Source organism: Microbacterium salitolerans (genome assembly GCF_019720895.1).
Classification (GTDB): Bacteria; Actinomycetota; Actinomycetes; order Actinomycetales; family Microbacteriaceae; genus Microbacterium.
The window spans coordinates 567,856-594,812 of sequence record NZ_JAHKSH010000002.1 but is presented as its reverse complement, the minus strand read 5'-3'; the positions used below and the strand labels follow the sequence as shown (position 1 = coordinate 594,812).

Below are 26,957 nucleotides of genomic sequence, written 5' to 3'. Positions count from 1 at the left end.
TTCCGCCACGATTTTTCCGAGGTCCTGCCATGAGCCTGCGCCTGTTCACGTCCGAGTCGGTCACAGAAGGTCACCCCGACAAGATCTGCGACCAGATCAGCGACAGCGTCCTCGACGCGCTGCTGACTCAGGACCCGGACGCACGCGTCGCGGTCGAGACGCTCGTCACGACGGGCCTCGTGCACGTCGCGGGCGAGATCAAGACGTCGGGCTACGCCGATGTCTCGTCGATCGTGCGCGACGTCATCCGGCGCATCGGGTACACGTCGAGCGACATGGGATTCGATGCCGACTCGTGCGGCGTCACGGTGTCGGTGGGCGAGCAGTCGCAGGAGATCGGCGACGGCGTCACGACGAGCGCCGAGCACCGATCGGGCGACGACGGCGATGCGCTCGACCAGCAGGGCGCGGGCGATCAGGGAATCATGTTCGGCTACGCGACGAACGAGACGCCCGAGCTCATGCCGATGGCGATCTGGACGGCGCACCGCATGGCCGAGCGGCTCACGAAGGTCCGGAAGTCAGGCGAGCTCGCCTTCCTGCGTCCCGACGGCAAGACGCAGGTCACGCTCGGCTATGAGGGGCAGACTCCGCGCACGGTCGAGACCGTGGTCCTCTCGACGCAGCACAGCCCCGACATCTCCCAGGACGATCTCGCCGAGGCGGTGGAGCGGCTCGTGATCCGCCCCGTGCTCGAGCAGACGGGGCTCGACACGTCGGGCGTGGTCCTGCACATCAATCCGTCCGGCAGCTTCGAGCTCGGAGGGCCGAAGGCCGATGCGGGGCTCACCGGCCGCAAGATCATCATCGACACCTACGGCGGCGCCGCGCGGCACGGCGGCGGCGCGTTCAGCGGCAAGGATCCCTCCAAGGTCGACCGCTCGGCGGCCTACGCGATGCGATGGGTCGCGAAGAACGCGGTCGCCGCGGGACTCGCTGAGCGGCTCGAGGTGCAGATCGCGTATGCGATCGGCAAGGCCGAGCCGGTGGGTCTCTACGTGGAGACCTTCGGCACGGGCGCGGTGAGCGACGAGGTGATCACCACGGCGATCCGCGACGTGTTCGATCTGCGTCCGGCCGCGATCATCCGCGACCTCGACCTGCTGCGCCCCATCTACGCGCAGACGGCCGCCTACGGCCACTTCGGACGCGAGCTCTCCGACTTCACGTGGGAGCGCACCGACCGCGCGCAGCAGCTGCGAGCCGCCGCCGGGCTCTGACCTCGCCCGTGGCCAGCGACTCCGAGATCCCGGGCGGTCCGCGCGACGTCGCGCGGATCCTCGTCGATTCCCCGCTGCCGCAGCTCGACCGGCTGTTCGACTACGCCGTTCCGCCCGAGCTCGCGCGCGAGGTGAGCCAGGGTGTGCGCGTCAAGGTGCCGCTGCGCACGGCGGGGCGGGTGCTCGAAGGGTTCGTCATCGAGCTCGACGAGGAGGACGACGCAGACCGGCCGCTCTCCGAGATCGAGAGCGTCGTGTCGGAGGCCGTGGTGCTGCCCGACCGGCTCTTCCGGGTCGCGCGCGCCGTCGCCGACCGGGCGGCCGGATCCGCGGTCGATGTCCTGCGCCTCGCGATGCCGCGGCGCATGGTGCGCGCGGAGAAGGCGTGGCTGGCGGGGCCCCCTGCGGACGCTCCGGTCATCGCCTCGGACGCGCGCGCGAGCGTGAGCGCCTGCCTCGATCGGCACCCCGAGCTGACAGATGCACTCGCACAGGGAGCCCGTGTCGCCGTCGACGCGCCTCCCGGAGTCTCGAACGGGCTTCCCGAGTGGACGATGACGCTGGCGGCCGCCGCGACCCACACGCTCGCGCACGGGGCGTCGGCGATCGTCGCGGTTCCCGACCATCGTGACCTCGACCTCCTCGATGCGCGCCTGCGCACACTCGTCCCCGACGCGGCGATCGTCCGCCACGACGCGCAGCAGTCGGGCCCGGAGCGATACGCGAACTTCCTCCGCACGCTCGAGGACGCGCCCTGCATCGTGATCGGCAACCGGTCAGCCGTCTACGCGCCCGTGTCGCAACCGGGACTGATCGCGCTCTGGGACGACGGCGACTCCCTCTTCGAGGAGCCGCTCTCGCCGTATGTGCACGCCCGCGATGCGGCGCTTGTGCGTCAGAGCCTCGACGGCGGCGCGCTGATGTTCTGCGGGTACACGCGCACGACCGACGTCGAGCGGCTCGTCGGCATCGGCTTCGTCCGCGACATCCCGGCGCGTCGTCGCGCGTCTCCGCGCGTCGTGCTCGGCGCACCGCAGGACTCGCCGCAGACGGGGCGGATCCCCTCGGCCGCGTTCCGATCGGTGCGCGAAGCCATCGACTCGGGTCCCGTGCTCGTGCAGGTCGCGCGGCCCGGGTATGCGCCGTCGCTCGTCTGCGCCGAGTGCCGTTCGCCGGCGCGATGCCTGCCGTGCGGCGGCCCGCTGTTCGCCCCCGCGCGTGGGGCGACGCCGACATGCGGCTGGTGCGGACGGGGCGCGATGCGGTGGGTGTGCGCGCACTGCGAGTCCACACGGGTGCGGCTCGCCTCGTCGGGGTCCGAGCGCACGGCCGACGAACTCGGGCGCGCATTCCCCGGCGTGCGCGTCATCGTGGCCGACGGCGCGCACCCGGTGCAGGAGGTCGACGACATGCCGTCGCTCGTCGTCGCGACGCGGGGGGCCGAGCCGCTCGCCCCCGGCGGGTACCGAGCGGTGCTCCTGCTCGACGGCGACCGCATGCTCCAGGCGCCGGACCTCCGCATCGGCGAGGCCTGCCTCCGCTGGTGGTCGAACGCCGCCGCGCTGGCGGCTCCGGGCGCGACCGTGCACCTCGTCGGCGTGACAGGGCCCGTCGCCCGCGCTCTCGCCACGTGGTCGCAGCCGGCGTACGCGCGCGCCGAGCTCGCGGAACGCGCGCCGCTGCACATGCCGCCCGTCGCCCGCGTCGCCCGTGTCGACGGCGACACGCCGCAGGTCGAAGAAGCGCTTCGGAAGCTCCGCGACGATGTTCCCGAGCTCGCGTCGGATGCCGTCCTCGGCCCCGTTCCCCTCGAGGACGTCTCGGGGCGCCGCCGGTCGCGGGCCCTCGTGCGCTTCGACTACGCACGCGGATCCGCCGTCGCGGCAAGCCTGCGGGCGTCCGTCGTGCAGGCGGCGATGAAGGCTCGATCGCGGAAGCCTCGGCAGAAATCCGCATCAGGCCGCTCACGGGCGCCGGCGAATACACTCGCTGTGCGGCTCGACGTCGTCGATCCCGAACTCTAGACGCAGATCCGCTGCCGAGAAAGGACGCCTCCTCGTCATGCCGCACACTCGCGCACCTCTCCGCGTCGTCTTCGCGGGCACTCCGGACGTCGCCGCCCCCTCGCTCCGGGCGCTGCACGCATCGGGCGTCGACGTCGTGGGCGTCGTCACCCGCCCCGACGCACCGCTCGGGCGCAAGCGGGTCGTCACGCCGTCGCCCGTCGCGCAGGCCGCCGAGGCGCTGGGCATCCCCGTCATCCGGGCCGCGCGCCTCGACGCGGACGCGACCAGGGAGATCCTCGCCCTGGAGCCCGATCTCGGCGTCATCGTGGCCTACGGAGGTCTCGTCCGCGAGCCGCTGCTGTCGGCGCCTCGCCACGGCTGGATCAACCTGCACTTCTCGCTGCTCCCGAAGTGGCGGGGGGCGGCTCCCGTCCAGCACGCCCTCATCGCGGGCGATGCCCAGACGGGGGCGACGGTGTTCCAGCTCGTGGAAGAGCTCGACGCCGGCGAGATCCTCGCGGAGCATGCGTACGGCCCTGCAGAGGACGAGACGGCCGGCGACGTCCTTCACGAGCTGTCGCTCATCGGCGCCGAGCTGGTCCGCACCACCGTCGGGCGCATCGCCGACGGCACGGCGCAGGCGCGGCCGCAGGTGGGCGCCGCGACTCTCGCGCCGAAGCTGTCGCTCGACGATGCGCGTCTGGACTGGAGCCGGCCGGCGAGCGAGGTCCTCGCGCGGTTCCGCGGCGTCACCCCCGAGCCCGGCGCGCACACGACGCTCGGCGGCGACCGCTTCAAGATCCTGCGCGCGAGACGTGCCCCCGAGGAAACGGGGCCGCTCGCCGCGGGAGAGGTCGCGACCGCGACCCGCGGAGTCCTCGTGGGCACGGCGACGGACCCGATCCTCGTCGAGCGCGTGCAGCCGTCCGGCAAGGGGCAGATGGCGGCGGATGACTGGCATCGCGGCCTGCGCGACAAGGCGGTGCTCGGATCATGAGCGACGACAGGCGCCCTCCTCGGCACCCGCGACGCGGCGGCGGCGAACGGCGTCCGACGCGCGTCCAGCCCGCGCGCGAGGTGGCCTTCACCGTTCTGCGTGCCGTGGCGGAGTCCGACGCGTATGCGAACCTCCTGCTCCCACGCGAGATCGAGCGCAGCTCCCTGTCGTCCGCCGATGCCGGGCTGGCGACCGAGCTCGCGTACGGCACGCTGCGCCGCCAGGGCACGTACGACGCGATCATCCAGCTGGCCGCGGGGCGCGACGTCGACGACATCGACGGACCCGTTCTCGATGCCCTGCGCCTCGGTGCGCATCAGCTGCTGTCGACGCGGGTCGCATCGCACGCCGCCGTGAACGAGTCGGTCGCGCTCGCGGAGCGTGCGAGCGGTCGCGGCGGCGCCGGCTTCGCGAACGCGGTGCTGCGCCGGATCTCGCGTGACACGCCCGAGGAATGGCATGAGCGGATCGTGTCCGGGGCGCGCAGCGACGACGAGGCGCTCGGGGCGACGAGCTCTCATCCCGTGTGGGTGCTGCGCGCCCTCCGGCGCGCGCTGAAGGCGGAGGGGCGCGACGGCGAGCTCGCTGCGCTTCTCGATGCCGACAACGCGTCGCCGACGGTGACGATGGCGGCGCTCCCGGAGCTCGCGACACCGCGCGATCCGCGCACGCCGTACTCGCCCGTCGGCTTCCGCGCCGCGTCGGGGGATCCCGAACCGATCATCCGCGCGTCCGGCGGCACCCTGCGCGTGCAGGACGAAGGCTCTCAGCTCGTCGCGCTCGCGCTGTCGCGTTTCGAGCCCGTGCGCGCGGGGGAGCGATGGCTCGACCTGTGCGCGGGGCCGGGCGGCAAGACGGCCCTGCTCGCGGCCGAGGCGCACGTATCCGGAGCGTCACTGGAGGCGAACGAGCTGATCGAGGCGCGCGCGGGTCTCGTGCGCCAGGCTCTCTCAGGCGTGCCGGGGGATGTCCCCGTGCACGTGGGAGACGGTCGCACATTCGGCGACCGCCATCCAGGAGAGTTCGACAGGATCCTCGTCGACGCACCGTGCACCGGTCTCGGCGCGCTGCGCCGCCGCCCCGAAGCGCGCTGGCGCAAGCGACCAGAGGACGTGGCCGAGCTGACCTCGCTGCAGGTGGATCTGCTCGAGCACGCCATCGACGCGCTCGCCCCGGGCGGCGTGGCGGCCTACGTCACGTGCTCGCCGCACCTCGCCGAGACGAGCGGCGTCGTGCGCGAGGTCGTCGAGCGGCAGGGCGACCGCATCGAGCTGCTCGACGCGCCTGCCGCGCTGCAGCGGGTGTCGCGCGCCCCCCTCGATCTGGGCGCGCGCGAGGACGGGCTGCCGGTGGCGCAGCTGTGGCCGCACCGCCACGGCACCGACGCGATGTTCCTCGCGCTCATCCGCCGCGTGGCGTGATCAGTCGTCGTCCCAGTCGACCGTGACCTCGCCGGCGTCGTCGAACTCGGCGACGGGGTAGCCGGTGTACTCCCGGCCGCCGGCGCATGAGGATCCGTCGGCGCACGTCGCATCGGCGTCGATCTCGACGTACATCCACGACATGGCGCGCATCGGGTTCTCGTAGTCGATCCGCGCGTCGAGCTCCTCATCCGCGAACGGCGTCGCGAGAGTTCGCGTGACCGTTCCCGGCTCGATCTCGTCGGCGGTGAACGCCGATTCCCCGTCCGGGACGCACGGCGCGGCGGCAGCGGTCGAGGCGAGACAGTCCGTCAGGGAGGCCTCCACGGCGTCGGAGAAGAGCTCTCGGCCGCGTGGCGAGAGCGTGGGCTCCAGGTAGGCGTCGTCCGCCACGGGAACGGTGAGGAGCGTGACGCCGTCCTCTGTCTCCGCGATCCCCTCCATGGGGGTGAAGCCGAGGTGCGGGGCGGAGGTCGTCATCTCGTACACGCCGGGGAACATCGGCACGGAGACGTCGAGCGGCACCTCCTCGCCGGCGATCCGCAGGTCGATGCCGCCGAGGGAGGTCTCGTCGGGGTGGATCGCGGTCGCGTGCGCGGAGACTCCCCAGCCGATCTCCCCGTCGTACGTCTCCGACATCTCGAGCGTGGTCGCGACGGTCTCGTCGCCGGCCGTGTAGGAGATGTCGACGGTTCCGCGCCAGGAGTACTCGTCATCGAGCTCCGCGCCGGTGGCGACCGCGTCGGTCATCGGGTTCTTCGCGTGCGCCGCGGAGAGCACACCGTCGGTGAGCAGACCGTAGTCCGCGTACTCATCAGGCTCGTCGACGTCCACGTCCATGAGGTCGACTGCGGCGCCGGCATCGCCGGCCACGATCGCGTCGAGATACTGCTGGGCGGCGTCCTCCATCGCGCGCTCGGCCTCCTCGCGCTCAGATTCGCTGATCTCCTCCGGCTCGCCGTCGCCGCCGGACGAGAAGATGCCGATGCCGATCGGGACGGCCACCGCGGCGAGGAAGACGAACGCGAAGATGCCGCTCTTCGAGTTCTTCTTCGAGGATCCGCCGGCCGGACGCTTCCGCTTCTGGATGCTGTTCGGCGCGGACCCGATGGGGCGTGCGGCGCGCATGGGCGGGGGCGCGACGCTCGCCTCCGCGCTAACGGAGTCCGACACGTCGGCTGCCGTGGGCTCCACGACGGCCGCGGCGGGCTCCGTATTCGGAGCGGGGAGCGGGGGAGCGGGGGCGGTCTCCGACGGCGCCGCGACAGGGACGCGATCCGGCTTGTACTCCTCCGCCTGCCAGGGGAACCGCGGCGACTCGGCGGCAGAGGCAGGCGCGTCGGCCGTGGGGACGGAATCGCCGGAGCCGGTGAGGTCGTCCACGGCGTCGGCGGCGTCCGCGCCCGATTCATCGAGCGGAGCGGGGAGGGGTTCGTCCGCGTCATGCTCGGTCGGCGCCGCCGGGACAGGGGTCTCGTCAGCCGTCTCCGTGCCGGGGCCCTCCGCGGCTTCGTCCCGCTGCCACGGCATCCGCTTGTCCCAGCGGAAGGCGTCGTCGGCCTGTCCGCCCTTCTGCCACGGGAACTCGCCCATGTGTCCTCCCCCTTGCGTCAGCGATCCAGGATATCCACGCGCCGCGCCCATAATGGACGCGTGAGACTTCCCGACGCGCCGCGCATCAACCCGAGCATCCTGTCCGCCGACTTCGTCAACATGCAGCGCGACCTGGAGCGGATCTCCGGCGCCGATCTCGTGCACGTCGACGTCATGGACAATCACTTCGTGCCGAATCTCACCTTCGGACCGCAGATGGTCGAGCGCGTGCAGGCGACGAGCCCGATCCCGCTCGACGTGCACCTCATGATCAGCGACCCCGACAGGTGGGCGCCCGAGTACGCCGAGATCGGCGCAGCCTCGGTGACCTTCCACGTCGAGGCCGCGCGGGATCCCATCGCCCTCGCCCGGCGGATCCGCGACATCGGCGCGCGCGCCGGGGTCGCCGCGAAGCCCGGCACGTCCGTGGAGCCGCTGCTCGACCACCTCGGCGAGTTCGACCAGGTGCTCGTGATGACGGTCGAGCCGGGCTTCGGTGGTCAGAGCTTCATGCCCGAGACGATGCCGAAGCTCGTGGAGCTGCGCGAGGCGGCCGCGAGGACGGGTGCGGACGTCTGGCTGCAAGTCGACGGCGGCATCGGACCGGACACGATCGGGCAGGCCGCCGAGGCCGGAGCGGATACCTTCGTCGCGGGATCCGCCGTGTTCGGCGCGGACGATATCGATGGGCGCATCGCCCAGCTGAGAGCTCTCGCACGCGCGCACCGTCACTGAGCCGATAGCCTGTGTGGGTGAAATCCTTCGAGGACCTGTTCGCCGAGCTGAGCGACAAGGCCCAGTCCCGCCCTGAGGGCTCCGGCACCGTCGCGGAGCTGGACGCGGGTGTGCACTTCATCGGCAAGAAGATCGTGGAAGAGGCCGCCGAGGTCTGGATGGCGTCGGAGTACGAGTCCGACGCCGAGGCCGCGGAAGAGATGTCTCAGCTCATCTATCACCTCCAGGTGATGATGATCGCCAAGGGCCTCACGCTCGAGGACGTCTACCGACATCTCTGATCAGCGCTCGTTCACCCGCCGTTCGCCCGATCAGGAAAGATTCTCTCCCGTGCTCCGCATCGCCATTCCCAACAAGGGTTCGCTGTCCGAGACCGCCGTGCAGATGCTGGCAGAGGCCGGCTACGCCACGCGCCGCGACTCGAAGACCCTCCACCTCATCGACGACGCCAACGGCGTCGAGTTCTTCTACCTCCGTCCGCGCGACATCGCCACCTACGTCGCACGCGGTGCGCTCGATGTCGGCCTCACCGGTCGCGACCTGCTGCGCGACGTCCGCATGCCCGACGCGCGCGAGATCGAGGCGCTCGGCTTCGGCGCATCGACGTTCCGCTTCGCGGCGCCTGCCGGCCGCTTCTCTGAGCTGTCCGACCTCGCCGGAAAGCGCGTCGCGACGTCGTATGCCGGACTGGTCGAGTCGTTCCTCGAGACGCACGGCGTCTCGGTCGACGTCGTCCCGCTGAACGGCGCCGTCGAGTCGGCCGTCCAGCTCGGCGTCGCCGACGCCGTCGCCGACGTGGTCTCGACGGGCACGACGCTGCGCCAGGCGGGTCTCGAGATCTTCGGGCCCGTCATGCTCGAGTCGGAGGCCGTCCTGATCCAGGGCCCGAGCGAGGTCGACGGCGTCGAGACGCTCCTCCGTCGTCTGCGCGGAGTGCTCGTCGCACGCCGATACGTCATGCTCGACTACGACCTTCCGGCCGAGCTGCTCCCGCAGGCAGCCGACATCGCGCAGGGAATGCAGTCGCCGACGGTCTCGCCGCTGCAGCGCGAGGGATGGGTCGCGGCTCGCGTCATGGTGAAGCACCGCGACGCGAACCGCATCATGGACGACCTCTACGCTCTCGGCGCGCGCGCCCTGCTCGTGACGGCGATCCACAATGCGCGACTCTGACGACGTCCTGACGCCGACGCACGCGACGGCTGCCGATCTCGGCGTCGCAACGCGGGTGATCCCGTGTCTCGATGTGTCGAACGGCAGGGTCGTGAAGGGCGTCAACTTCGAGAACCTGCGCGAGATGGGGGATCCCGTCGAGCTCGCACGCGAGTACTTCGCGCAGGGCGCCGACGAGCTCACGTTCCTCGACGTCAGCGCCACGGTCGATGGCCGCGCCACGATGTACGACGTCGTCCAGCGCACCGCGGAACAGGTGTTCATCCCGCTGACCGTCGGCGGGGGAGTCCGCTCGGTCGACGACGTCGCGCGCCTCCAGGCCGTCGGTGCCGACAAGGTGGGCGTCAACTCGGCGGCGATCGCGCGTCCCGCGCTGCTCGACGAGATCGCCGACCGCTTCGGCGCCCAGGCGCTCGTGCTGTCGCTCGACATCAAGCGGTCGGCGCGCACGCCGAGCGGCTTCGTCGTCACGACGCACGGCGGCCGCGCCGAGACCGACCTCGACGCGCTCGCATGGGCCCGCGAGGCGATCGAACGCGGCGCAGGCGAGCTGCTCGTGAACTCGATCGATGCCGACGGCACGAAGGCCGGCTTCGACCTCGAACTCGTCGCGCTGATCCGCGACCTCTCGGACGTGCCGATCATCGCCTCCGGCGGTGCGGGCGATCCGTCGCACTTCGCACCCGCCGTCCGGGCCGGTGCCGACGCGGTCCTCGCCGCGACCGTGTTCCACTCCGGGCAGATGACCATCGCGCAGGTGAAGGATGCCATGCGCGCCGAAGGGATCCTCATCCGATGAACGCTCCGAACGACCTCGATCTCGCGCTGCAGCTGTCGCGCGTGCGCTTCGACGGCGAGGGGCTGGTCCCGGCCATCGTGCAGGAGCACACCACGCGCGACGTGCTGATGCTCGCATGGATGGACGCCGAGGCGCTGCGCCGCACGCTGACGACCGGGCGCGTGACGTACTGGTCCCGCAGCCGTCGCGAGTACTGGCGCAAGGGAGACACCTCCGGACACATCCAGGAGGTCAGGGGAGCGCGCATCGACTGCGACGGCGACGTCGTCCTGCTCGATGTCGTGCAGACCGGAGCGGCATGCCACACGGGCACCGACACCTGCTTCGACGGCGACGAGCGCGACCTTCGTCCGGTGGTGGTCCCGGACGCGCGCGAAGCGCGCGCCGCCGCCGCTCCAGGGCGCGAGGAGGCGTCGGGCGCGTGACGGGATCGGAAGCGCGCTGGGCGGAGCGCCGTGGGCGCAGCACGAGCGTGCTCGCCCTGCTCGTCGGCGGGGCGATGTGCCTCATCGCCTCGACGCAGGTGTGGGCGACGACCGAGGTCGCCGAGGCCGCCGTGATGTCCGAGGGATCCGCCGCACTGCCGCTGCTCCAGCCGCTGAGCCTGGCGGCGATGGCTCTCGCCCTCGCCCTCGCCCTCACCGGGCGCATCGTCCGTCTCATCCTCGCCGGCCTGGCCGTCATCATCGGCGTGTCGCTCGTCGCCGTGATCGTCCCCGTCGCCGTGCGCGCGCCGGTGTCCGCCGTGCAGTCTGCGGTGACGGATCACACCGGCATCGCGGGCGATGAGGCCGTCGCCGACCTCGTCACGGGCATCGAGGTCACCCCGTGGCCGTGGATCTCGCTCGTCTTCGCCGCGCTCATCGCGGCCGCCGGCGTTCTCACCTTCGCGACGAGCAGCCGCTGGCGGCGCGGCGGACGCCGCTACGAGCACGCCGGAGCGCGCGCGCAGGCGGCCGCCGGCGGGGGGCCGCTCGACGCCGTGGATTCGTGGGACGACCTCTCACGCGGCGACGACCCGACCCTCGCCGCCGAACGGCAGTCCGCCGAGCCGGAGCGCATCGAGCCCCCGCACGGCGAGGGCCGCCGAGACTGACCGAGCGGATCCCCTAGACTCGTTCTGTTCCCCGCACCACTCGAGGAGTTCCCCTATGCCCAATCCCATCGGCGACCCCGGCCACGGAGACTCGCCCGCCGCCTGGACGAACATCATCATCATGCTGATCGGCCTGTCGATCGGCACGGTGGCGCTGTTCTTCTGGATGATCTGGCTCGTGTGGGTCGGCGTCGCCATCACCGTGCTCGGTCCCATCGTCGGCCTCATCATGTCCAAGCTCGGCTTCGGCGTGAACGGGCCCAAGTACCAGCCCAAGGGGCACTGATGTCGCTCCTCGCCGACCTGACCACGGGGGCGGTGGAGGACGCTGAGCGGCGGCGCTCCGAGCTCCCGCTCTCCGCTGTGGAGCGACGCGCCGAGGCGCAGCCGTCGGCGCTCGACGCCGTCGGCTTCCTCTCGAGCGACGACGCCATCCGCGTCATCGCCGAGGTGAAGCGTGCGAGCCCGTCGCGCGGCGATCTCGCGGCGATCCCCGATCCGGCGCACCAGGCCCGCCTCTACGCAGAGGGGGGCGCGGCCGCGATCAGCGTCCTCACCGAGGGGCGCCGATTCAAAGGGTCGCTCGACGACCTCACGGCCGTGAAGTGCGCGGTCGAGGTCCCGGTCCTGCGCAAGGACTTCATCGCGACGCCCTACCAGGTGGCAGAGGCGCGCGCGGCCGGAGCAGATCTCGTGCTCCTCATCGTGGCGGGACTCGAGCGTCGCGCTCTGGCCGAGCTGTTCGCGCTGATCACCGAGATGGGCATGACACCGCTGGTCGAAGCGCATTCGCGCGACGAAGTGCAGGTCGCAGCCGATCTCGGCGCGCCGATCATCGGCGTCAACGTTCGCGATCTCACCGACTTCTCCCTCGACCGCGACCTGTTCGCGCGACTGGCGCCCGAGATCCCGAACGGCACGATCCGCGTGGCGGAGTCTGCGGTCTCGGTCCCCGACGATGTCGTGCGCTATCGCCGCGACGGCGCGGACGCCGTCCTCATCGGCGAAGCGCTCGTGACCGGCGACCCCGTCGCGACGCTCACCTCCTTCATCTCTGCAACGGAAGGGATCTGATGTCTCTGCGCGAGCAGCCAGGACCGTTCTTCGGCGATTTCGGTGGGCGCTACATGCCCGAGTCGCTCATCGCCGCGATCGACGATCTCGCCGAGGCCCACCAGGCGGCCATAGCCGATCCCTCCTTCCGCTCGGAGCTCGCGGGGCTGCTCGCCGACTACGCGGGGCGCCCCTCACCGCTGACGGAGGTGCCGCGCTTCGCGGCGCACGGCGGCGGTGCACGCATGTTCCTCAAGCGCGAGGATCTGAACCACACGGGCAGTCACAAGATCAACAATGTGCTGGGTCAGGCTCTGCTCACGAAGAAGCTCGGCAAGACCCGCGTGATCGCCGAGACCGGCGCGGGCCAGCACGGCGTCGCGACGGCGACGGCCGCGGCCCTGTTCGGCATGGAGTGCACGATCTACATGGGCGAGGTCGACACCGAGCGCCAGGCGCTCAACGTCGCCCGCATGCGTCTGCTCGGCGCCGAGGTGATTCCCGTGACGAATGGGTCCCGCACGCTCAAGGACGCCATCAACGAGGCGTACCGCGACTGGGTGGCGAGCGTCGAGACGACGAACTACATCTTCGGAACGGCCGCGGGCCCGCATCCGTTCCCCGCGATGGTGCGCGACTTCCAGAAGATCATCTCCGAGGAGGCGCGCGCGCAGCTTCTCGAGAAGACGGGCGCGCTGCCCGATGCCGTCGTGGCCTGCGTCGGCGGCGGATCCAATGCGATCGGCATGTTCGACGCGTTCATCGATGATGCGTCGGTCGCCCTCTACGGCGTCGAGGCGGCGGGCGACGGCGTCGACACGGATCGTCACGCGGCATCGATCGAGCGCGGCCGGCCCGGCGTGCTCCACGGCTCCCGCACATTCGTCCTGATGGATGACGACGGCCAGACGATCGAATCGCACTCGATCTCGGCGGGCCTCGACTATCCGGGCGTCGGTCCCGAGCACGCGTGGCTCGCGGCGACCGGACGCGCGACCTACGTCCCTGCCACCGATGACGAGGCGATGCAGGCGCTGCGCCTGCTCACGGAGACCGAGGGCATCATCCCCGCGATCGAGTCCGCGCACGCCCTCGCGGGAGCGCTGCGTCTCGGCCGGGAGCTCGGTCCCGAGGCGACCATCGCCATCTGCCTCTCGGGTCGCGGAGACAAGGACATGGACACGGCCGCGACCTACTTCGGCCTCTACGACGAGGGAGCGACGCCATGACGAACTCCGTCGAACGCGCGATCGATGCCGCGAGAGCCGACGGGCGCGGTGCCTTCATCGGCTACCTGCCGGCGGGCTTCCCCGATACCGCCACCTCGATCGAGGCCGCTGTCGCGATGGCCGAGAACGGCGTCGACATCATCGAGCTCGGTCCGCCGTACAGCGATCCGGTGATGGACGGGCCCGTGATCCAGGAGGCGACGAACGAGGCCCTCGTGGCGGGCTTCCGCACGGCGGATCTGTTCACCGTCGTGCGAGAGATCACCGCGCGCACGTCCGTGCCGGTTCTCGTGATGACCTACTGGAACCTCGTCGTGCAGTACGGCGTCGACCGCTACGCACGCGATCTCGCTGCCGCCGGCGGGGCGGGCCTCATCACCCCGGACATCACTCCCGATTCCGGCGCCGACTGGGTCGAGGCGTCCGAGCGCCATGATCTCGTCCGGGTGTTCCTCGCCGCCCCGACCTCCTCCGACGACCGCATCGAGCTGATCGCACGCTCGTCGACGGGATTCGTCTACACCGTGTCGACGATGGGCATCACGGGCGAGCGCGCAGAGCTCGACGCCGCGGCTCGCACCGTCGTCGGCCGACTGCGCGAGCACGGCGCGTCGCGTGCGTGCGTGGGCATCGGCATCACGACAGCCGAGCACATCGCGAGCGTCGTCGACTACGCCGACGGAGCGATCGTCGGCACGGCCCTCGTCCGCGCCCTCCGCGAGGGCGGCGTCGTCGGGCTCGTCGCCAAGACACGCGAACTCGCCGCGGGCACCCGCGGATCCTGAGCACTCCCACAGCGCACCTCACACAAGGACCTAGACTCTCCCCATCATGCTGTCTTCCGCCCTGCCTCTCCCCGCGAGCATCCCCAGTCCGCCGATCTCGTCCTTCACGTTCGGTTCGGAGTGGACGATCGGATCCTTCACCTTCGGTCCGTTCACGGTCCACTTCTACGCGCTCTGCATCCTCGCGGGGATCGTGATCGCCACGATCCTCACGCACCGGCGCCTGACGAAGCGCGGCGGCGAGCCGTGGGTCGTCATCGATGTCGCGCTGCCCGCCGTCATCCTGGCGCTCGTCGGCGCGCGCGCCTTCCACGTCCTGACGCATTGGAGCTTCTACTTCGAAGCCGGGCGCGAGTGGTGGAACCCCATGGTCGAGAACGCCGTCTGGAACATCTGGGATGGCGGGATCGCGATCTTCGGCGCACTGCTGGGCGGCGCCCTCGGTGCCTGGATCGGCTGCCGCTGGACAGGGATCCGCTTCACCTCCTTCGCGGATGCACTCGCTCCGGGACTGCTGCTGGCGCAGGCGATCGGCCGATTCGGTAACTGGTTCAACCAGGAGCTGTTCGGACTCCCGACAGATCTTCCCTGGGGTCTCGAGATCGACGCGGACAATGCCGCGATCCCCATCGGGCTCCCGGCCGGCACGCTCTTCCACCCGACGTTCCTGTACGAGGTGCTGTGGAACGGAATCGGTGTCCTCGTACTCCTCTGGCTCGGCCGCCTCATCTCCATGCAGTGGGGGCGCCTGTTCGCGGTCTACCTCATCTGGTACGGCGCAGGACGCATCGTCTGGGAATCGATCCGCATCGATCCGAGCGAGGTCTTCCTCGGCCTGCGCACCAATGTCTGGGCGGCCATCTTCGCCGTCGTGGTGGGCATCGTCGTGCTGATCGTCCAGCGTCGGCACCAGGGCGCAGAGCCTTCCGTGTACCGCCCCGGACGTCAAGGGGATTCCCAGAATGCGGTAGCATCGGGTGACAGCCCCGACGACTTCGTCGACACCAGCGAACCGCCGTCGTCGGAAGTCAGCCCCTCGGCCGCCGCATCAGGCGCAGCAGTCGCGAAGTGAGTCGCTGAGCGTCTCGGAGCAGAACTCCCACCCCTTCGCACCCGACACCCCCACCCACGGTTGCCGGCGGGCTGACGTCGTCCCCACAGAGCACGAGACACGAGGACGGAATCGCTTATGGCATCCAGCCTGCGTCCCAGCGCGCCCGGCGCGCTTCCCCCCCAGCAGGGCATGTACAACCCGGCGTTCGAGAAGGATGCGTGCGGCCTCGCGATGGTCGCCACGCTGCGCGGTGAACCCGGGCACGACATCGTCGATCTCGCCCTCGAGGCGCTCCGCAATCTGGAGCACCGCGGAGCGATCGGATCCGACGCCGGCACGGGTGACGGCGCAGGCATCCTGACGCAGATGCCCGATGCTTTCCTTCGGCAGGTCGTCGACTTCGAGCTGCCGCCGGTGGGGGAGTACGCCGCGGGCATGGCCTTCCTGCCGACCGACGACGACGCCCGTGCCGAGCAGAAGCGCGAGATCGAGCGCATCGCCGGGTCCGAGAACCTCCACGTCCTCGGGTGGCGCGACGTCCCCGTCGTCCCCGACGAGCTCGGACGTCTCGCCCGCGACGCGCAGCCCGCGATCGAGCAGCTGTTCATCGCGAGCGCACAGGCCGGGCATCAGGAGCCGCTGTCGGGCATCGCGCTCGATCGCCGCGCCTATCGCCTGCGCAAGCGCGCGCAGCACGAGCTCGACGCCTACTTCGTCTCGCTCTCCAGCCGCACGCTCGGCTACAAGGGCATGGTCACGACGCTCCAGCTCGAGCCGTTCTACCTCGACCTCCAGGACGAGCGCTTCGTCACAGAGCTCGCCGTGGTCCATTCGCGGTACTCGACCAACACGTTCCCGTCGTGGCCGCTCGCGCAGCCGCTGCGCATGCTCGCGCACAACGGCGAGATCAACACGGTCGGCGGAAACCGCAACTGGATGCGGGCGCGTCAGTCGCAGCTCGAGAGCGAGCTGCTCGGCGACATCGAGCCGCTGCTCCCGATCTGCTCGGATCATGAGAGCGACTCGGCGTCCTTCGACGAGGTGCTCGAGCTCCTCACCCTCGGCGGTCGCTCGCTCCCGCACGCGATGCTCATGATGGTGCCGGAGGCTCACGAGAAGAAGACGAGCCTGGATCCGGATCTCAAGGCGTTCTACGACTACCACGCGGGTCAGATGGAGCCGTGGGACGGCCCGGCCGCCCTGCTCGCGACGGATGGCTCGCTCGTCTGCGCCACGCTCGACCGCAACGGTCTGCGCCCGGGTCGGTGGACGGTCACGACCGACGGCCTCGTCGTCATCGGATCCGAGACCGGAGTCCTCGACTTCGCTCCCGAGCGCATCGCTCAGCGCGGGCGTCTGCAGCCCGGCACGATGTTCGTCGTCGACACGGCTGAGGGGCGCATCCGCTCCGACGCCGAGGTCAAGGGCATCCTCGCCGCAAAGGAGCCGTGGCGTGAGTGGCTCGACAAGGGCACGGTGCGACTCGCCGACCTGCCTGAGCGCGAGCACCTCGTGCACCCGATCGCCTCGATCCGTCGCCGGCAGCGCACGTTCGGCTACACCGAGGAGGAGCTCAAGATCCTCCTCGGCCCGATGGGCAGGACGGGCACGGAGCCCCTCGGCGCGATGGGATCCGATACGCCGATTGCGGTGCTGAGCGAGCGCTCGCGCCTGCTGTTCGACTACTTCGTGCAGCAGTTCGCGCAGGTCACGAACCCGCCGCTCGATTCGATCCGCGAAGAGGTCGTCACGAGCCTGCGGCTGAGTCTCGGCCCCGAGGGCAACCTCCTCACGTGGGGTCCGACGCACGCGCGCGGAGTCGGCCTCGACTTCCCGGTGATCGACAACGATGAGCTGGCGAAGATCCAGCACATCGACAGCGCGCTTCCCGGGCGCACGTCCGTCACGGTGCCGGCTCTCTACCGCGTCTCCGCGGGAGCGGCGGGCATGGAGAAGCGCCTCCAGCGCATGTGCGCCGAGGTCGATCGCGCCATCGAGGACGGCGCCGAGTTCATCGTGATCAGCGATCGCGATTCGAACCAGGACCTGGCGCCGATCCCGTCGCTTCTCGCCGTGTCGGCCGTGCACCACCACCTGATCCGCAACGCGACCCGCATGAAGGTCGGGCTCGTCGTCGAGGCGGGCGACGTACGCGAGGTGCATCACGTCGCCGTCCTGCTCGGATACGGTGCGACCGCGGTCAACCCGTATCTCGCGATGGAAACCGTCGAGCACCTGGTGCGCAGCGGCTCCGTCACGGGTGTGAGCCCCGAGAAGGCCGTCAAGAACCTCATCTACGCGCTCGGCAAGGGCGTGCTGAAGATCATGTCGAAGATCGGCATCTCGAGCGTGTCGTCGTACGCCGGCGCGCAGGTGTTCGAGGCGGTCGGCCTGTCCAGCGATCTCATCGCGAAGTACTTCACGGGAACCGAGACGAAGATCGAGGGCGTCGGTCTGAAGGCGATCGCGCGCGAGACGGCCGAGCGCCACGCCTTCGCGTACCCCGAGGACCGTGCGCCGCGGGTGCACGAGCGACTGTGGACCGGCGGCGAGTACCAGTGGCGTCGCGACGGCTCGCCGCACCTCTTCAATCCTGAGACGGTGTTCCGCCTGCAGCACTCGACCCGCACCCGGCGCTACGACGTCTTCCGTCAGTACACGAAGCTCGTCGACGACCAGGCCGCCGAGCTGAAGACCCTCCGGGGTCTCTTCGACTTCCGTGCGGGTGATCGCCGACCGGTGCCGCTCGATGAGGTCGAGCCGGTCTCGTCGATCGTGAAGCGCTTCTCGACGGGCGCGATGAGCTATGGATCCATCTCTCGCGAGGCGCATGAGACACTCGCGATCGCCATGAACAGGCTCGGTGCGCGCTCGAACACCGGTGAAGGCGGCGAGGACGTCGACCGTCTGCTCGACCCGGAGCGCCGCAGCGCGATCAAGCAGGTCGCGTCGGGCCGCTTCGGCGTCACGAGCATGTACCTGACGCACTCCGACGACATCCAGATCAAGCTCGCACAGGGCGCCAAGCCCGGCGAGGGCGGTCAGCTGCCGCCGGGCAAGGTCTACCCGTGGGTCGCGCGGACGCGCCACTCGACGCCGGGCGTCGGTCTCATCTCGCCGCCGCCGCACCACGACATCTACTCGATCGAGGATCTCAAGCAGCTGATCTTCGACCTGAAGCGCGCGAATCCCTCCGCGCGCATCCACACGAAGCTCGTGAGCCAGTCGGGCATCGGCGCTGTCGCGGCCGGCGTCGCGAAGGCGCTGAGCGATGTCATCCTCGTCTCCGGCCACGACGGCGGCACGGGCGCGAGCCCGCTGAACTCGCTCAAGCACGCGGGGACCCCGTGGGAGCTCGGCCTCGCCGAGACGCAGCAGACGCTCATGCTCAATGGCATGCGCGACCGCGTCGTCGTGCAGGTCGACGGCCAGATGAAGACCGGCCGTGACGTCGTGATCGCCGCGCTCCTGGGCGCGGAGGAGTACGGCTTCGCGACGGCGCCGCTGGTCGTCGAGGGCTGCATCATGATGCGCGTGTGCCACCTCGACACGTGCCCCGTGGGCGTGGCGACGCAGAACCCGGTGCTGCGCGAGCGCTTCACGGGCAAGGCGGAGCACGTCGTGAACTTCATGGAGTTCATCGCGCAGGAGGTGCGCGAGTACCTCGCCGAGCTCGGCTTCCGTTCCCTCGACGAGGCGATCGGCCATGTCGATGCGCTCGACCTCAACCGTGCGATCGCGCACTGGAAGGCCGACGGACTCGATCTCTCGCCGATCCTGCACGGCCCGGCCTTCGATGCGTCGGAGCCGCGTGCGCACGCCCGAGAGCAGGATCATGAGCTCGCCGAGCACTTCGACGTGCAGCTCATCGCGCGGGCACAGGATGTCATCGCTTCCGGCGGCGACGTCGCGATCGACCTCCCGGTCCGCAACACCGCGCGCGCCGTGGGCACGATGCTGGGGCACGAGGTCACGAAGGCGCACGGCGAGCACGGCCTGCCCGCCGGTGCGATCACGGTGAACCTGACGGGTTCGGCCGGGCAGTCGTTCGGCGCGTTCCTCCCGGGCGGCATCACGCTGCGCCTCGAGGGCGACTCGAACGACTACGTCGGCAAGGGCCTCTCCGGGGGTCAGATCATCGTGCGGCCTCCGCGCAGCGCGACCTTCGACGCGTCGAAGAACGTCATCGCCGGCAACGTCATCGGCTACGGCGCGACGCAGGGGTCCCTGTTCCTCCGCGGCGTCGTGGGCGAGCGCTTCCTCGTCCGCAACTCGGGTGCCGTCGCCGTCGTCGAAGGCGTGGGCGACCACGCGCTCGAGTACATGACCGGCGGGCTCGCTGTGATCCTCGGCGAGACCGGACGCAATCTGGGTGCGGGCATGTCGGGCGGCACGGCGTACGTGTACCGTCTCGACAGCGAGAAGGTGAACACGCAGGCCCTGGCCTCGGGCGAGCTGACGCTCGGCGAGCTGGGTTCCGGCGACGTCGAGATCCTCCGCGACATGCTCGAGCGACACATCGGCGAGACCGAATCCGAGCTGGCGAAGAGCCTGCTCGACGACTTTGACAACGAGGTGGCGAACTTCGTGCGGGTGCTTCCGCGTGATTACGCCGCCGTGCAGAAGACGCGCCAGGACGCCGCCGATGAGGGGCTCGACCCCGACGGCGACGTCGTCTGGAACCGGATCCTGGAGGTGACCGGTGGCTGATCCCAAGGGCTTTCTGAAGGTGACGGAGCGAGAGCTCCCCGCACGCCGGCCGGTGCCCGTGCGCATCATGGACTGGAAAGAGGTGTACGAGCCCGGCGATAAGGCGGTGCTCACACGTCAGGCGGGCCGCTGCATGGACTGCGGTGTGCCGTTCTGCCAACAGGGCTGCCCGCTCGGCAACCTGATCCCCGAGTGGAACGACCTCACCTGGAAGGGCGAGGGTCGCGCCGCGATCGACCGCCTGCACGCGACGAACAACTTCCCGGAGTTCACGGGACGCCTCTGCCCCGCACCGTGCGAGAGCTCGTGCGTCCTCGGGATCAACCAGCCGGCCGTCACGATCAAGCAGGTCGAGGTCTCGATCATCGACGAGGCGATGGTGAACGGCTGGGTCGAGCCCAAGCCTCCGACACGCCTCACCGGAAAGACGGTCGCGGTCGTCGGATCCGGACCCGCGGGACTCGCGGCGGCGCAGCAGCTCACCCGCGCCGGCCACACGGTCGCCGTGTACGAGCGAGACGATCGCATCGGCGGTCTCCTGCGATACGGGATCCCCGACTTCAAGATGGAGAAGAAGCATCTCGACGCGCGTCTGCGCCAGATGCGCGACGAGGGCACGCGATTCCGCGCCGGCGTCACGATCGGCGAGGACATCACATGGGCCGACCTCCGCGCGCGGTACGACGCGATCGTGGTGGCGACGGGGGCGACGATCCCGCGCGATCTGCCGATTCCGGGTCGCGATCTCGACGGTGTGCACTTCGCGATGGAGTACCTCGTCGAGTCGAACAGGGCCGGCGCGGGTGACCAGGTGCCGAACCAGATCTCGGCAGAGGGCAAGCACGTCGTCGTCATCGGCGGCGGCGACACCGGCGCCGACTGCATCGGAACGGCGCATCGCCACGGGGCGCTCAGCGTGACGAACCTCGCGATCGGCACGCAGCCGAGCGAGACGCGCCCCGATCACCAGCCGTGGCCGACGGATCCGACGGTGTTCGAGGTGTCGTCTGCCCACGAGGAGGGCGGGGAGCGCCAGTTCCTCGCATCGACTGTCGAGTTCCTCGGCAACGAGGCCGGCGAGGTGCGCGCGCTGCGCGTGGCCGAGACCGAGTACATCGACGGACGACGCCTCCCGAAGAGCGGGACCGAGCGCGAGATCCCGGCGGACCTCGTCCTCATCGCGATGGGCTTCACCGGCCCTGAGCGCACGCTGCTCGAGGACCAGCTGTCGACGCGCTTCACCGACCGCGGTGCCGTCGAGCGCGACGATCGCTATGAGACGGCCGACAAGGGCATCTTCGTGGCGGGCGATGCCGGCCGCGGGCAGTCGCTCATCGTGTGGGCGATCGCGGAGGGCCGTGCGGCCGCGTCGAAGGTCGACGAGCACCTCATGGGGGAGACGTTCCTCCCCGCTCCCGTGAAGCCGACGGACGTCGGCATGCACGTCTGAGAGCCCCACAGGCGGCGCACTCGCGTCGCACGGAGACCCCGAATGCGCGTAGTGTGAGAAGCGCGTTCGGGGTTTCCGGCGTCTACGGGCACGTGCGGTTCCCGACCGCCCGGCCGAGCGCATCACACCAGCCACAGGGCAGGAATGCCCAGCAGTGCGGAAGGCGATTCTGTGAGACGAGCCAAGATCGTCGCGACCCTCGGGCCGGCGACCTCGACCAAGGAGACAGTCCGGGAGCTGATTGACGCGGGACTCGATGTCGCGCGCTTCAACCTCAGCCACGGTGACTACTCCGTTCACGACAACAACTTCGAGAACGTGCGCAGCGCGGCCGCCGAGGCGGGCCGCCCGGTCGCGATCCTCGCGGACCTGCAGGGGCCGAAGATCCGGCTCGGCACGTTCGCCGACGGGCCGCACCACCTCGCGCCCGGCGACATCTTCAAGATCACGATGGAAGACGTCGAGGGCACGAAGGAGCTCGTCGGCACGACGTTCAAGGGGCTCGCTCAGGACGTCGCCCCCGGCGACTTCCTCCTCATCGACGACGGCAAGGTCCGCGTCGAGGTCGTCGAGACCGACGGCGTGACGGTGACGACGAAGGTGATCGTCGGCGGTCCGGTGAGCAACAACAAGGGCATCAACCTGCCCGGCGTCGCCGTCAACGTCCCCGCGCTCAGCGAGAAGGACGAGTCGGATCTGCGCTGGGCGCTGCGGAAGGGCGCCGACATCATCGCGCTCTCGTTCGTGCGCAGCGCGAAGGACGTCCAGCGCGCTCACGTCATCATGGCCGAAGAGGGCCGTCGCGTCCCGATCATCGCCAAGATCGAGAAGCCGCAGGCGGTCGACGTCCTCGAGGAGATCGTCGAGGCGTTCGACGGCATCATGGTCGCCCGTGGCGACCTGGGTGTCGAGCTCCCGCTGGAAGCGGTCCCGATCGTGCAGAAGCGCGCGGTCTCGCTGGCCCGCCGTCTCGCGAAGCCCGTCATCGTCGCCACGCAGATGCTCGAGTCGATGATCCAGAACCCCGTGCCGACGCGCGCGGAGACGAGCGACGTCGCGAACGCAGTCCTCGACGGGGCCGACGCGGTCATGCTCTCGGGTGAGACCAGCGTGGGTGCGTACCCGGTCGTCACGGTGCAGACCATGGCGCGGATCGTGGAGTCGACGGAGGAGCACGGCCTCGATCGCATCGAGTCGCTGACGACGCGTCCGCGCACCCAGGGCGGCGCGATCACTCTCGCCGCGGTCGACGTGGCCGACTTCGTCGACGCGAAGTATCTCTGCATCTTCACGCAGACCGGCGACTCGGCGCGCCGGATGTCGCGTCTGCGTTCGTCGCGCCCGATGATCGCGTTCACGATCGAAGAGGAGACGCAGCGTCGCATGCAGCTCACGTGGGGCATCCGCTCCGCGATCGTCGACCTCGTCGAGCACACCGACCGCATGTTCCTGCAGGTCGACGACTACCTGCTCTCCAACGACCTCGCGCGCGTCGGCGACAAGGTGATCGTCATCTCCGGATCCCCTCCCGGAATCGCAGGATCCACGAACGATCTGCGAGTGCACCGCGTCGGCGACGCGATGCACGGCGCGGCTCCGGCCTACCAGAAGTAGGCAGGCGACGGGCGGCGATCCGCGAGGGTCGTCGTCCGGGCCGGTGTGGCGGAATGGCAGACGCGGCGCACTCAAAATGCGCTGTCCGCGAGGACGTGTGGGTTCGAGTCCCACCACCGGCACGGAACGGCAGAAGGATGCGAAGCGCCAGCGCGCCGGTTCGCATGACGGCGAACGGCCAGGCGCGCGTCATAGGATGGATCACGTGAGCGAAGAGCAGAACGAGAACGCAGCCGGAGCGCCGCGTCGCGTGGTGGTCGCAGAAGACGAGTCGCTGATCCGTATGGACATCGTCGAGATCCTGCGGGACAACGGATACGACGTGGTCGGCGAGGCCGGAGACGGCGAGACGGCGGTGCAGCTCGCGACCGAGCTGCGGCCTGATCTGGTCGTCATGGATGTGAAGATGCCCCAGCTGGACGGCATCTCGGCGGCCGAGAGGCTGACGCGCGACCATGTGGCCCCCGTGGTGCTGCTCACCGCGTTCAGCCAGAAGGAGCTCGTCGAGCGTGCGACCGAGGCGGGCGCGCTCGCGTACGTCGTGAAGCCGTTCACCCCGAACGACCTGCTCCCGGCGATCGAGATCGCGTTGGCGCGCTACGAGCAGATCATCACGCTCGAGGCCGAGGTCGCCGACATGGTCGAGCGCTTCGAGACCCGCAAGCTCGTCGATCGCGCCAAGGGTCTCCTCAACGAGAAGATGGGCCTCAGCGAGCCCGAGGCGTTCCGCTGGATCCAGAAGGCCTCGATGGATCGACGCCTCACGATGCAGGACGTCGCGAAGGCCATCATTGAGCAGCTCTCGCCGAAGGGCGAGTGACCCGCACTCCGATACGAGAGGCGCGCCTCGGCTTTCTGCCGGGGCGCGCCTCTCGTCGTCTCGGCAGACGGATCCGTCAGGGGAGATCCTTGATGAGGTTCGTAATGCGCACGGTCGAGCAGCGCCGACCGCTCGCGTCGGTGACGACGATCTCATGCACAGCCACAGAGCGGCCGAGATGGATGGCCGTGCACGTGCCGGTGACGATCCCGGATGTCGCCGACGCCGTGTGCGTTGCGTTGATGTCGAGGCCGACAGCGAGACGACCAGGCCCCGCGTGGAAGTTGGCCGCCATGGAGCCGAGGGACTCGCCGAGCACGACGTAGGCACCGCCATGCAGCAGGCCGACGGGCTGCGTGTTGCCCTCGACCGGCATCGTCGCGACGGCGCGATCGGAAGCGAACTCGAGGAACTCGATCCCCATGCGCTCGGCGAGAGCTCCGAGACCGCGATCTGCCACCCACTGGAGTCCGTCGGGGATCGTCTGCGCATCAGCGGTCATCGGCTGGTCCTTCGGGGGTCGTGCATCGAATGTCGGGGGTCCCGCATACCCTGGAGGGGTGACGGACCCCACGAAGCCTACTCTGCTCATCGTCGACGGCCATTCGCTCGCCTTCCGCGCCTTCTTCGCGCTGCCGGTCGACACCTTCCAGAACAGGGAGGGCCAGCACACCAACGGGATCCATGGGTTCCTGTCGATGTTCATCAACCTTCTGAAGAACGAGAAGCCGACGCACGTCGCCGTGGCGTTCGACGTCTCGGACAAGACGTTCCGCAAGGAGGTGTACCCCGACTACAAGGAGGGGCGCCAGGAGACGCCGTCTGAGTTCAAGGGCCAGATCCCGCTCCTCAAGGAGTGCCTCGCGGCCATGAACGTGACGGTGCTGGAGAAGGACGGCTTCGAAGCCGACGACATCCTCGCGACCCTCGCGCGCCGCGGCTCCGAGGGGGGCTACGACGTGCTCGTCTGCTCGGGTGACCGCGACTCGATTCAGCTCGTCAACGAACGCGTCACGCTGCTGTATCCGTCGGTGCAGGGAGTGTCGAAGCTCAAGCGCTACGACCCGCCCGCCGTCGAGGAGCGCTACGGTGTCCCGCCCGAGCAGTACCCGGATGTCGCGGCGCTCGTCGGCGAGAAGGCCGACAACCTCCCCGGTGTGCCGAAGGTCGGAGAGAAGACCGCCGTCAAGTGGCTGACGCAGTTCGGTTCGCTCGACGCGATCCTCGAGGGTGCCGAGTCGATCAAGGGCGTCGTGGGGCAGAATCTGCGGGACCACGTCGAGGACGTCCGCCGCAATCGCCGGCTCAATCGTCTGCTCGACGACATGGACATCCCGGTTGAGCTCGACGCACTCGAGATCGTCGCCGCGAACGATCAGGCGGTCCGCGACATCTTCTCGAAGCTCGAGTTCCGATCGCTTCTCGCGCGCGTTCTCGAGGCGATGGGAGGCGACGCCGATGTGCCGGCGGAACCGCAGCTGGAGGCCCCCGCGGTCGAAGAGCTCGATGCCTCCGCGCTGGGGGCGTGGTTCACCGACCCCGACCGTCCCGTGGGCGTCACGGTGCTCATGGCCGCGGGGCTCCCGACGCGCCTCGGCCTGGCGACGGCGGACGCGGCGGTCGAGGCCGATTGGTCGGATGACGTCCGCGACGCCGTCGCCGGGTGGTTCGCATCGCCGTCGCCGAAGGTGATGTGCGACGCGAAGACGCAGGTCAAGGCGCTTCGGCGCGCGGGTGTCGAGGTGCGAGGACTGCGGTACGACGCCCTGATCGCCGGATGGATTGCGCGGCCGGCGTTCCCCGACAAGACGCTCGGTCACCTGGTCGATCGCTACCTGGGCGAACGACTCCCCGAAGCCGATCCGAACCAGCTCGTGCCAGAGCAGGATGGCGCGACGCCGGGTCAGCTCAGCTGGTACGCCCTGCGCGCCGCGGACGCGGTGGTGGCAGAGCTCCCCGAGCGCGCCCGCGCGGTCCTCGACGAGATCGAGATGCCGACCCTCATCGCGCTGGCAGACATGGAGGTCGCGGGGGTCGCGGTGTCGCACGAGAAGCTCTCCGGCTTCTCCTCGGAGCTCGGCGAGCGCATCGCGTCGATCGCCGAACAGGCATACGCCGAGATCGGCCACGAGGTGAACCTCGGGTCGCCGAAGCAGCTGCAGCAGGTTCTGTTCGAAGAGCTCGACCTGCCGAAGACGCGAAAGACGAAGACGGGCTACACGACCGACGCGAACGCCCTCGCCGACCTGCAGGTCAAGACCGGCCACCCCTTCCTCGCGCAGCTGCTGACGCACCGTGAGGCATCGAAGCTCAAGCAGATCATCGACGGCCTCGACCAGGCGATCGACGACACCGGGCGCATCCACACCACCTACGTGCAGACCGGCAGCCAGACGGGGCGCCTGTCGAGCACCGACCCGAATCTGCAGAACATTCCGGTTCGCACCGAGGAATCGCGCCGCATCCGCGCGGCGTTCGAGGTCGGCGCCGGCTATGAGACGCTTCTGACAGCCGACTACTCGCAGATCGAGATGCGCATCATGGCGCATCTGTCGGGCGACCCCGGCCTCGTCGAGGCATTCAATGCCGGCGAGGACCTGCACAGATTCGTCGGCGCGCAGGTGTTCGGCGTCGCTCCCGAAGACGTCTCGAGCGAGATGCGCAGCAAGGTCAAGGCGATGTCGTACGGCCTCGTCTACGGACTCTCGGCATTCGGGCTCGCGAAGCAGCTCGGCATCGAGCAGAAGGAGGCGAAGCAGCTTATGCTCGGCTACTTCGAGCGCTTCGGTGCCGTGCGCGACTACCTGCGCGCGTCCGTCGAGAAGGCCCGCGAGGACGGGTACACCGAGACCATCTTCGGTCGCCGCCGTCCGTTCCCCGACCTCACGAGCCCCAACCGGGTGCTGCGTGAGAACGCCGAGCGCGCTGCCCTCAACGCGCCGATCCAGGGGAGCGCGGCCGACATCATGAAGATCGCGCTGTTCCGGATCCATGAGGACCTCCGCGAGCTGGATTCGCGCCTGCTCTTGCAGATCCACGACGAAGTCGTGGTCGAAGTGGCCCATGGCGAGTGGGATCAGGTCGAAGAGATCGTGCGCCGCGGCATGGGCGACGCCGCGGCGCTCACGGTGCCGCTGTCGGTGCAGGTCGGCCACGGCGCCGACTGGAACGAGGCCGCCCACTGACGCCCGGCGTCGGCGCA

At 69.8% G+C, this 26,957-nt stretch carries 22 protein-coding genes and 1 tRNA gene; 21 read left to right on the top strand and 2 right to left on the bottom strand.

The window, feature by feature from the left end:
- The first annotated feature begins 29 nt into the window (after nucleotides 1-29).
- Genes metK through KOL93_RS06005 form a run of 4 tightly spaced genes read left to right on the top strand, consistent with a single transcriptional unit; the run spans nucleotide 30 to nucleotide 5,644 of the window.
- The gene (gene metK / locus KOL93_RS06020) at nucleotides 30-1,220 is read left to right on the top strand and encodes a methionine adenosyltransferase (RefSeq protein ID WP_221584404.1); all 1,191 of its coding nucleotides are present in this window, start codon (nucleotides 30-32) and stop codon (nucleotides 1,218-1,220) included.
- Between the two features lie 8 nt (nucleotides 1,221-1,228).
- Nucleotides 1,229-3,244, top strand: coding sequence for a primosomal protein N' family DNA-binding protein (locus KOL93_RS06015; protein WP_308291552.1), 2,016 nt, complete (start codon nucleotides 1,229-1,231; stop codon nucleotides 3,242-3,244).
- Between the two features lie 37 nt (nucleotides 3,245-3,281).
- On the top strand, nucleotides 3,282-4,223 hold the full coding sequence (gene fmt, locus KOL93_RS06010; RefSeq protein WP_221584403.1) for a methionyl-tRNA formyltransferase: 942 nt from the start codon (nucleotides 3,282-3,284) through the stop codon (nucleotides 4,221-4,223).
- Nucleotides 4,220-5,644: an RsmB/NOP family class I SAM-dependent RNA methyltransferase gene (locus KOL93_RS06005; RefSeq protein ID WP_221584402.1), complete on the top strand. Its 1,425-nt coding sequence runs from the start codon at nucleotides 4,220-4,222 to the stop codon at nucleotides 5,642-5,644. Before fmt ends, KOL93_RS06005 begins: the two co-directional genes overlap by 4 nt.
- Here KOL93_RS06005 and KOL93_RS06000 read toward each other — a convergent pair whose 3' ends face one another.
- Nucleotides 5,645-7,237 carry a hypothetical protein gene (locus tag KOL93_RS06000; RefSeq protein ID WP_260405943.1) on the bottom strand — a complete coding sequence of 531 codons (1,593 nt, stop codon included), beginning with the start codon at nucleotides 7,235-7,237 and terminating at the stop codon, nucleotides 5,645-5,647. It lies immediately after the preceding gene.
- A gap of 60 nt (nucleotides 7,238-7,297) precedes the next feature.
- Here KOL93_RS06000 and rpe point away from each other — a divergent pair, with 60 nt between their 5' ends.
- The 16 genes from rpe (at nucleotide 7,298) to KOL93_RS05920 (ending at nucleotide 23,755) form a co-directional block, all read left to right on the top strand.
- Complete coding sequence (gene rpe / locus KOL93_RS05995) at nucleotides 7,298-7,972, top strand: ribulose-phosphate 3-epimerase (protein WP_308291551.1); 675 nt, start codon at nucleotides 7,298-7,300, stop codon at nucleotides 7,970-7,972.
- 17 nt (nucleotides 7,973-7,989) lie between these two features.
- Nucleotides 7,990-8,253 (top strand): phosphoribosyl-ATP diphosphatase, encoded by a 264-nt coding sequence (locus tag KOL93_RS05990; protein WP_221584399.1) that lies wholly within the window; start codon nucleotides 7,990-7,992, stop codon nucleotides 8,251-8,253.
- 49 nt (nucleotides 8,254-8,302) lie between these two features.
- Complete coding sequence (gene hisG / locus KOL93_RS05985; protein WP_221584398.1) at nucleotides 8,303-9,145, top strand: ATP phosphoribosyltransferase; 843 nt, start codon at nucleotides 8,303-8,305, stop codon at nucleotides 9,143-9,145.
- On the top strand, nucleotides 9,132-9,944 hold the full coding sequence (gene hisF, locus KOL93_RS05980) for an imidazole glycerol phosphate synthase subunit HisF (RefSeq protein ID WP_221584397.1): 813 nt from the start codon (nucleotides 9,132-9,134) through the stop codon (nucleotides 9,942-9,944). Before hisG ends, hisF begins: the two co-directional genes overlap by 14 nt.
- Nucleotides 9,941-10,369, top strand: coding sequence for a phosphoribosyl-AMP cyclohydrolase (hisI, locus tag KOL93_RS05975; protein WP_221584396.1), 429 nt, complete (start codon nucleotides 9,941-9,943; stop codon nucleotides 10,367-10,369). Before hisF ends, hisI begins: the two co-directional genes overlap by 4 nt.
- On the top strand, nucleotides 10,366-11,040 hold the full coding sequence (locus tag KOL93_RS05970; RefSeq protein WP_221584554.1) for a Trp biosynthesis-associated membrane protein: 675 nt from the start codon (nucleotides 10,366-10,368) through the stop codon (nucleotides 11,038-11,040). Before hisI ends, KOL93_RS05970 begins: the two co-directional genes overlap by 4 nt.
- A 55-nt stretch (nucleotides 11,041-11,095) precedes the next feature.
- Nucleotides 11,096-11,326, top strand: coding sequence for an HGxxPAAW family protein (locus KOL93_RS05965; RefSeq protein ID WP_221584395.1), 231 nt, complete (start codon nucleotides 11,096-11,098; stop codon nucleotides 11,324-11,326).
- A complete protein-coding gene (gene trpC, locus KOL93_RS05960; RefSeq protein ID WP_221584394.1) occupies nucleotides 11,326-12,114 on the top strand; it encodes an indole-3-glycerol phosphate synthase TrpC in 789 nt (262 codons plus the stop codon). The genes KOL93_RS05965 and trpC overlap by 1 nt, the downstream gene beginning before the upstream one ends.
- Nucleotides 12,114-13,322: a tryptophan synthase subunit beta gene (trpB, locus tag KOL93_RS05955; RefSeq protein WP_221584393.1), complete on the top strand. Its 1,209-nt coding sequence runs from the start codon at nucleotides 12,114-12,116 to the stop codon at nucleotides 13,320-13,322. The genes trpC and trpB overlap by 1 nt, the downstream gene beginning before the upstream one ends.
- Entirely contained in the window at nucleotides 13,319-14,107 is a 789-nt protein-coding gene (trpA, locus tag KOL93_RS05950) for a tryptophan synthase subunit alpha (RefSeq protein ID WP_221584392.1), read from the top strand. The genes trpB and trpA overlap by 4 nt, the downstream gene beginning before the upstream one ends.
- Nucleotides 14,108-14,153: 46 nt before the next feature.
- Nucleotides 14,154-15,179, top strand: coding sequence for a prolipoprotein diacylglyceryl transferase (lgt, locus tag KOL93_RS05945; RefSeq protein WP_221584391.1), 1,026 nt, complete (start codon nucleotides 14,154-14,156; stop codon nucleotides 15,177-15,179).
- A 117-nt stretch (nucleotides 15,180-15,296) separates the two neighbouring features.
- The gene (gene gltB, locus KOL93_RS05940; RefSeq protein WP_221584390.1) at nucleotides 15,297-19,871 is read left to right on the top strand and encodes a glutamate synthase large subunit; all 4,575 of its coding nucleotides are present in this window, start codon (nucleotides 15,297-15,299) and stop codon (nucleotides 19,869-19,871) included.
- Nucleotides 19,864-21,321 carry a glutamate synthase subunit beta gene (locus KOL93_RS05935; protein ID WP_221584389.1) on the top strand — a complete coding sequence of 486 codons (1,458 nt, stop codon included), beginning with the start codon at nucleotides 19,864-19,866 and terminating at the stop codon, nucleotides 21,319-21,321. Before gltB ends, KOL93_RS05935 begins: the two co-directional genes overlap by 8 nt.
- A 171-nt stretch (nucleotides 21,322-21,492) precedes the next feature.
- Nucleotides 21,493-22,935 (top strand): pyruvate kinase, encoded by a 1,443-nt coding sequence (pyk, locus tag KOL93_RS05930; RefSeq protein ID WP_221584388.1) that lies wholly within the window; start codon nucleotides 21,493-21,495, stop codon nucleotides 22,933-22,935.
- Between the two features lie 39 nt (nucleotides 22,936-22,974).
- Nucleotides 22,975-23,057: transfer RNA gene (locus KOL93_RS05925), tRNA-Leu, on the top strand.
- A 74-nt stretch (nucleotides 23,058-23,131) separates the two neighbouring features.
- A complete protein-coding gene (locus tag KOL93_RS05920) occupies nucleotides 23,132-23,755 on the top strand; it encodes an ANTAR domain-containing response regulator (RefSeq protein ID WP_221584387.1) in 624 nt (207 codons plus the stop codon).
- A 76-nt stretch (nucleotides 23,756-23,831) separates the two neighbouring features.
- Here KOL93_RS05920 and KOL93_RS05915 read toward each other — a convergent pair whose 3' ends face one another.
- Nucleotides 23,832-24,257: a PaaI family thioesterase gene (locus KOL93_RS05915; RefSeq protein ID WP_221584386.1), complete on the bottom strand. Its 426-nt coding sequence runs from the start codon at nucleotides 24,255-24,257 to the stop codon at nucleotides 23,832-23,834.
- A gap of 58 nt (nucleotides 24,258-24,315) precedes the next feature.
- Here KOL93_RS05915 and polA point away from each other — a divergent pair, with 58 nt between their 5' ends.
- Entirely contained in the window at nucleotides 24,316-26,940 is a 2,625-nt protein-coding gene (gene polA, locus KOL93_RS05910) for a DNA polymerase I (protein WP_221584385.1), read from the top strand.
- Nucleotides 26,941-26,957: the final 17 nt, after the last annotated feature.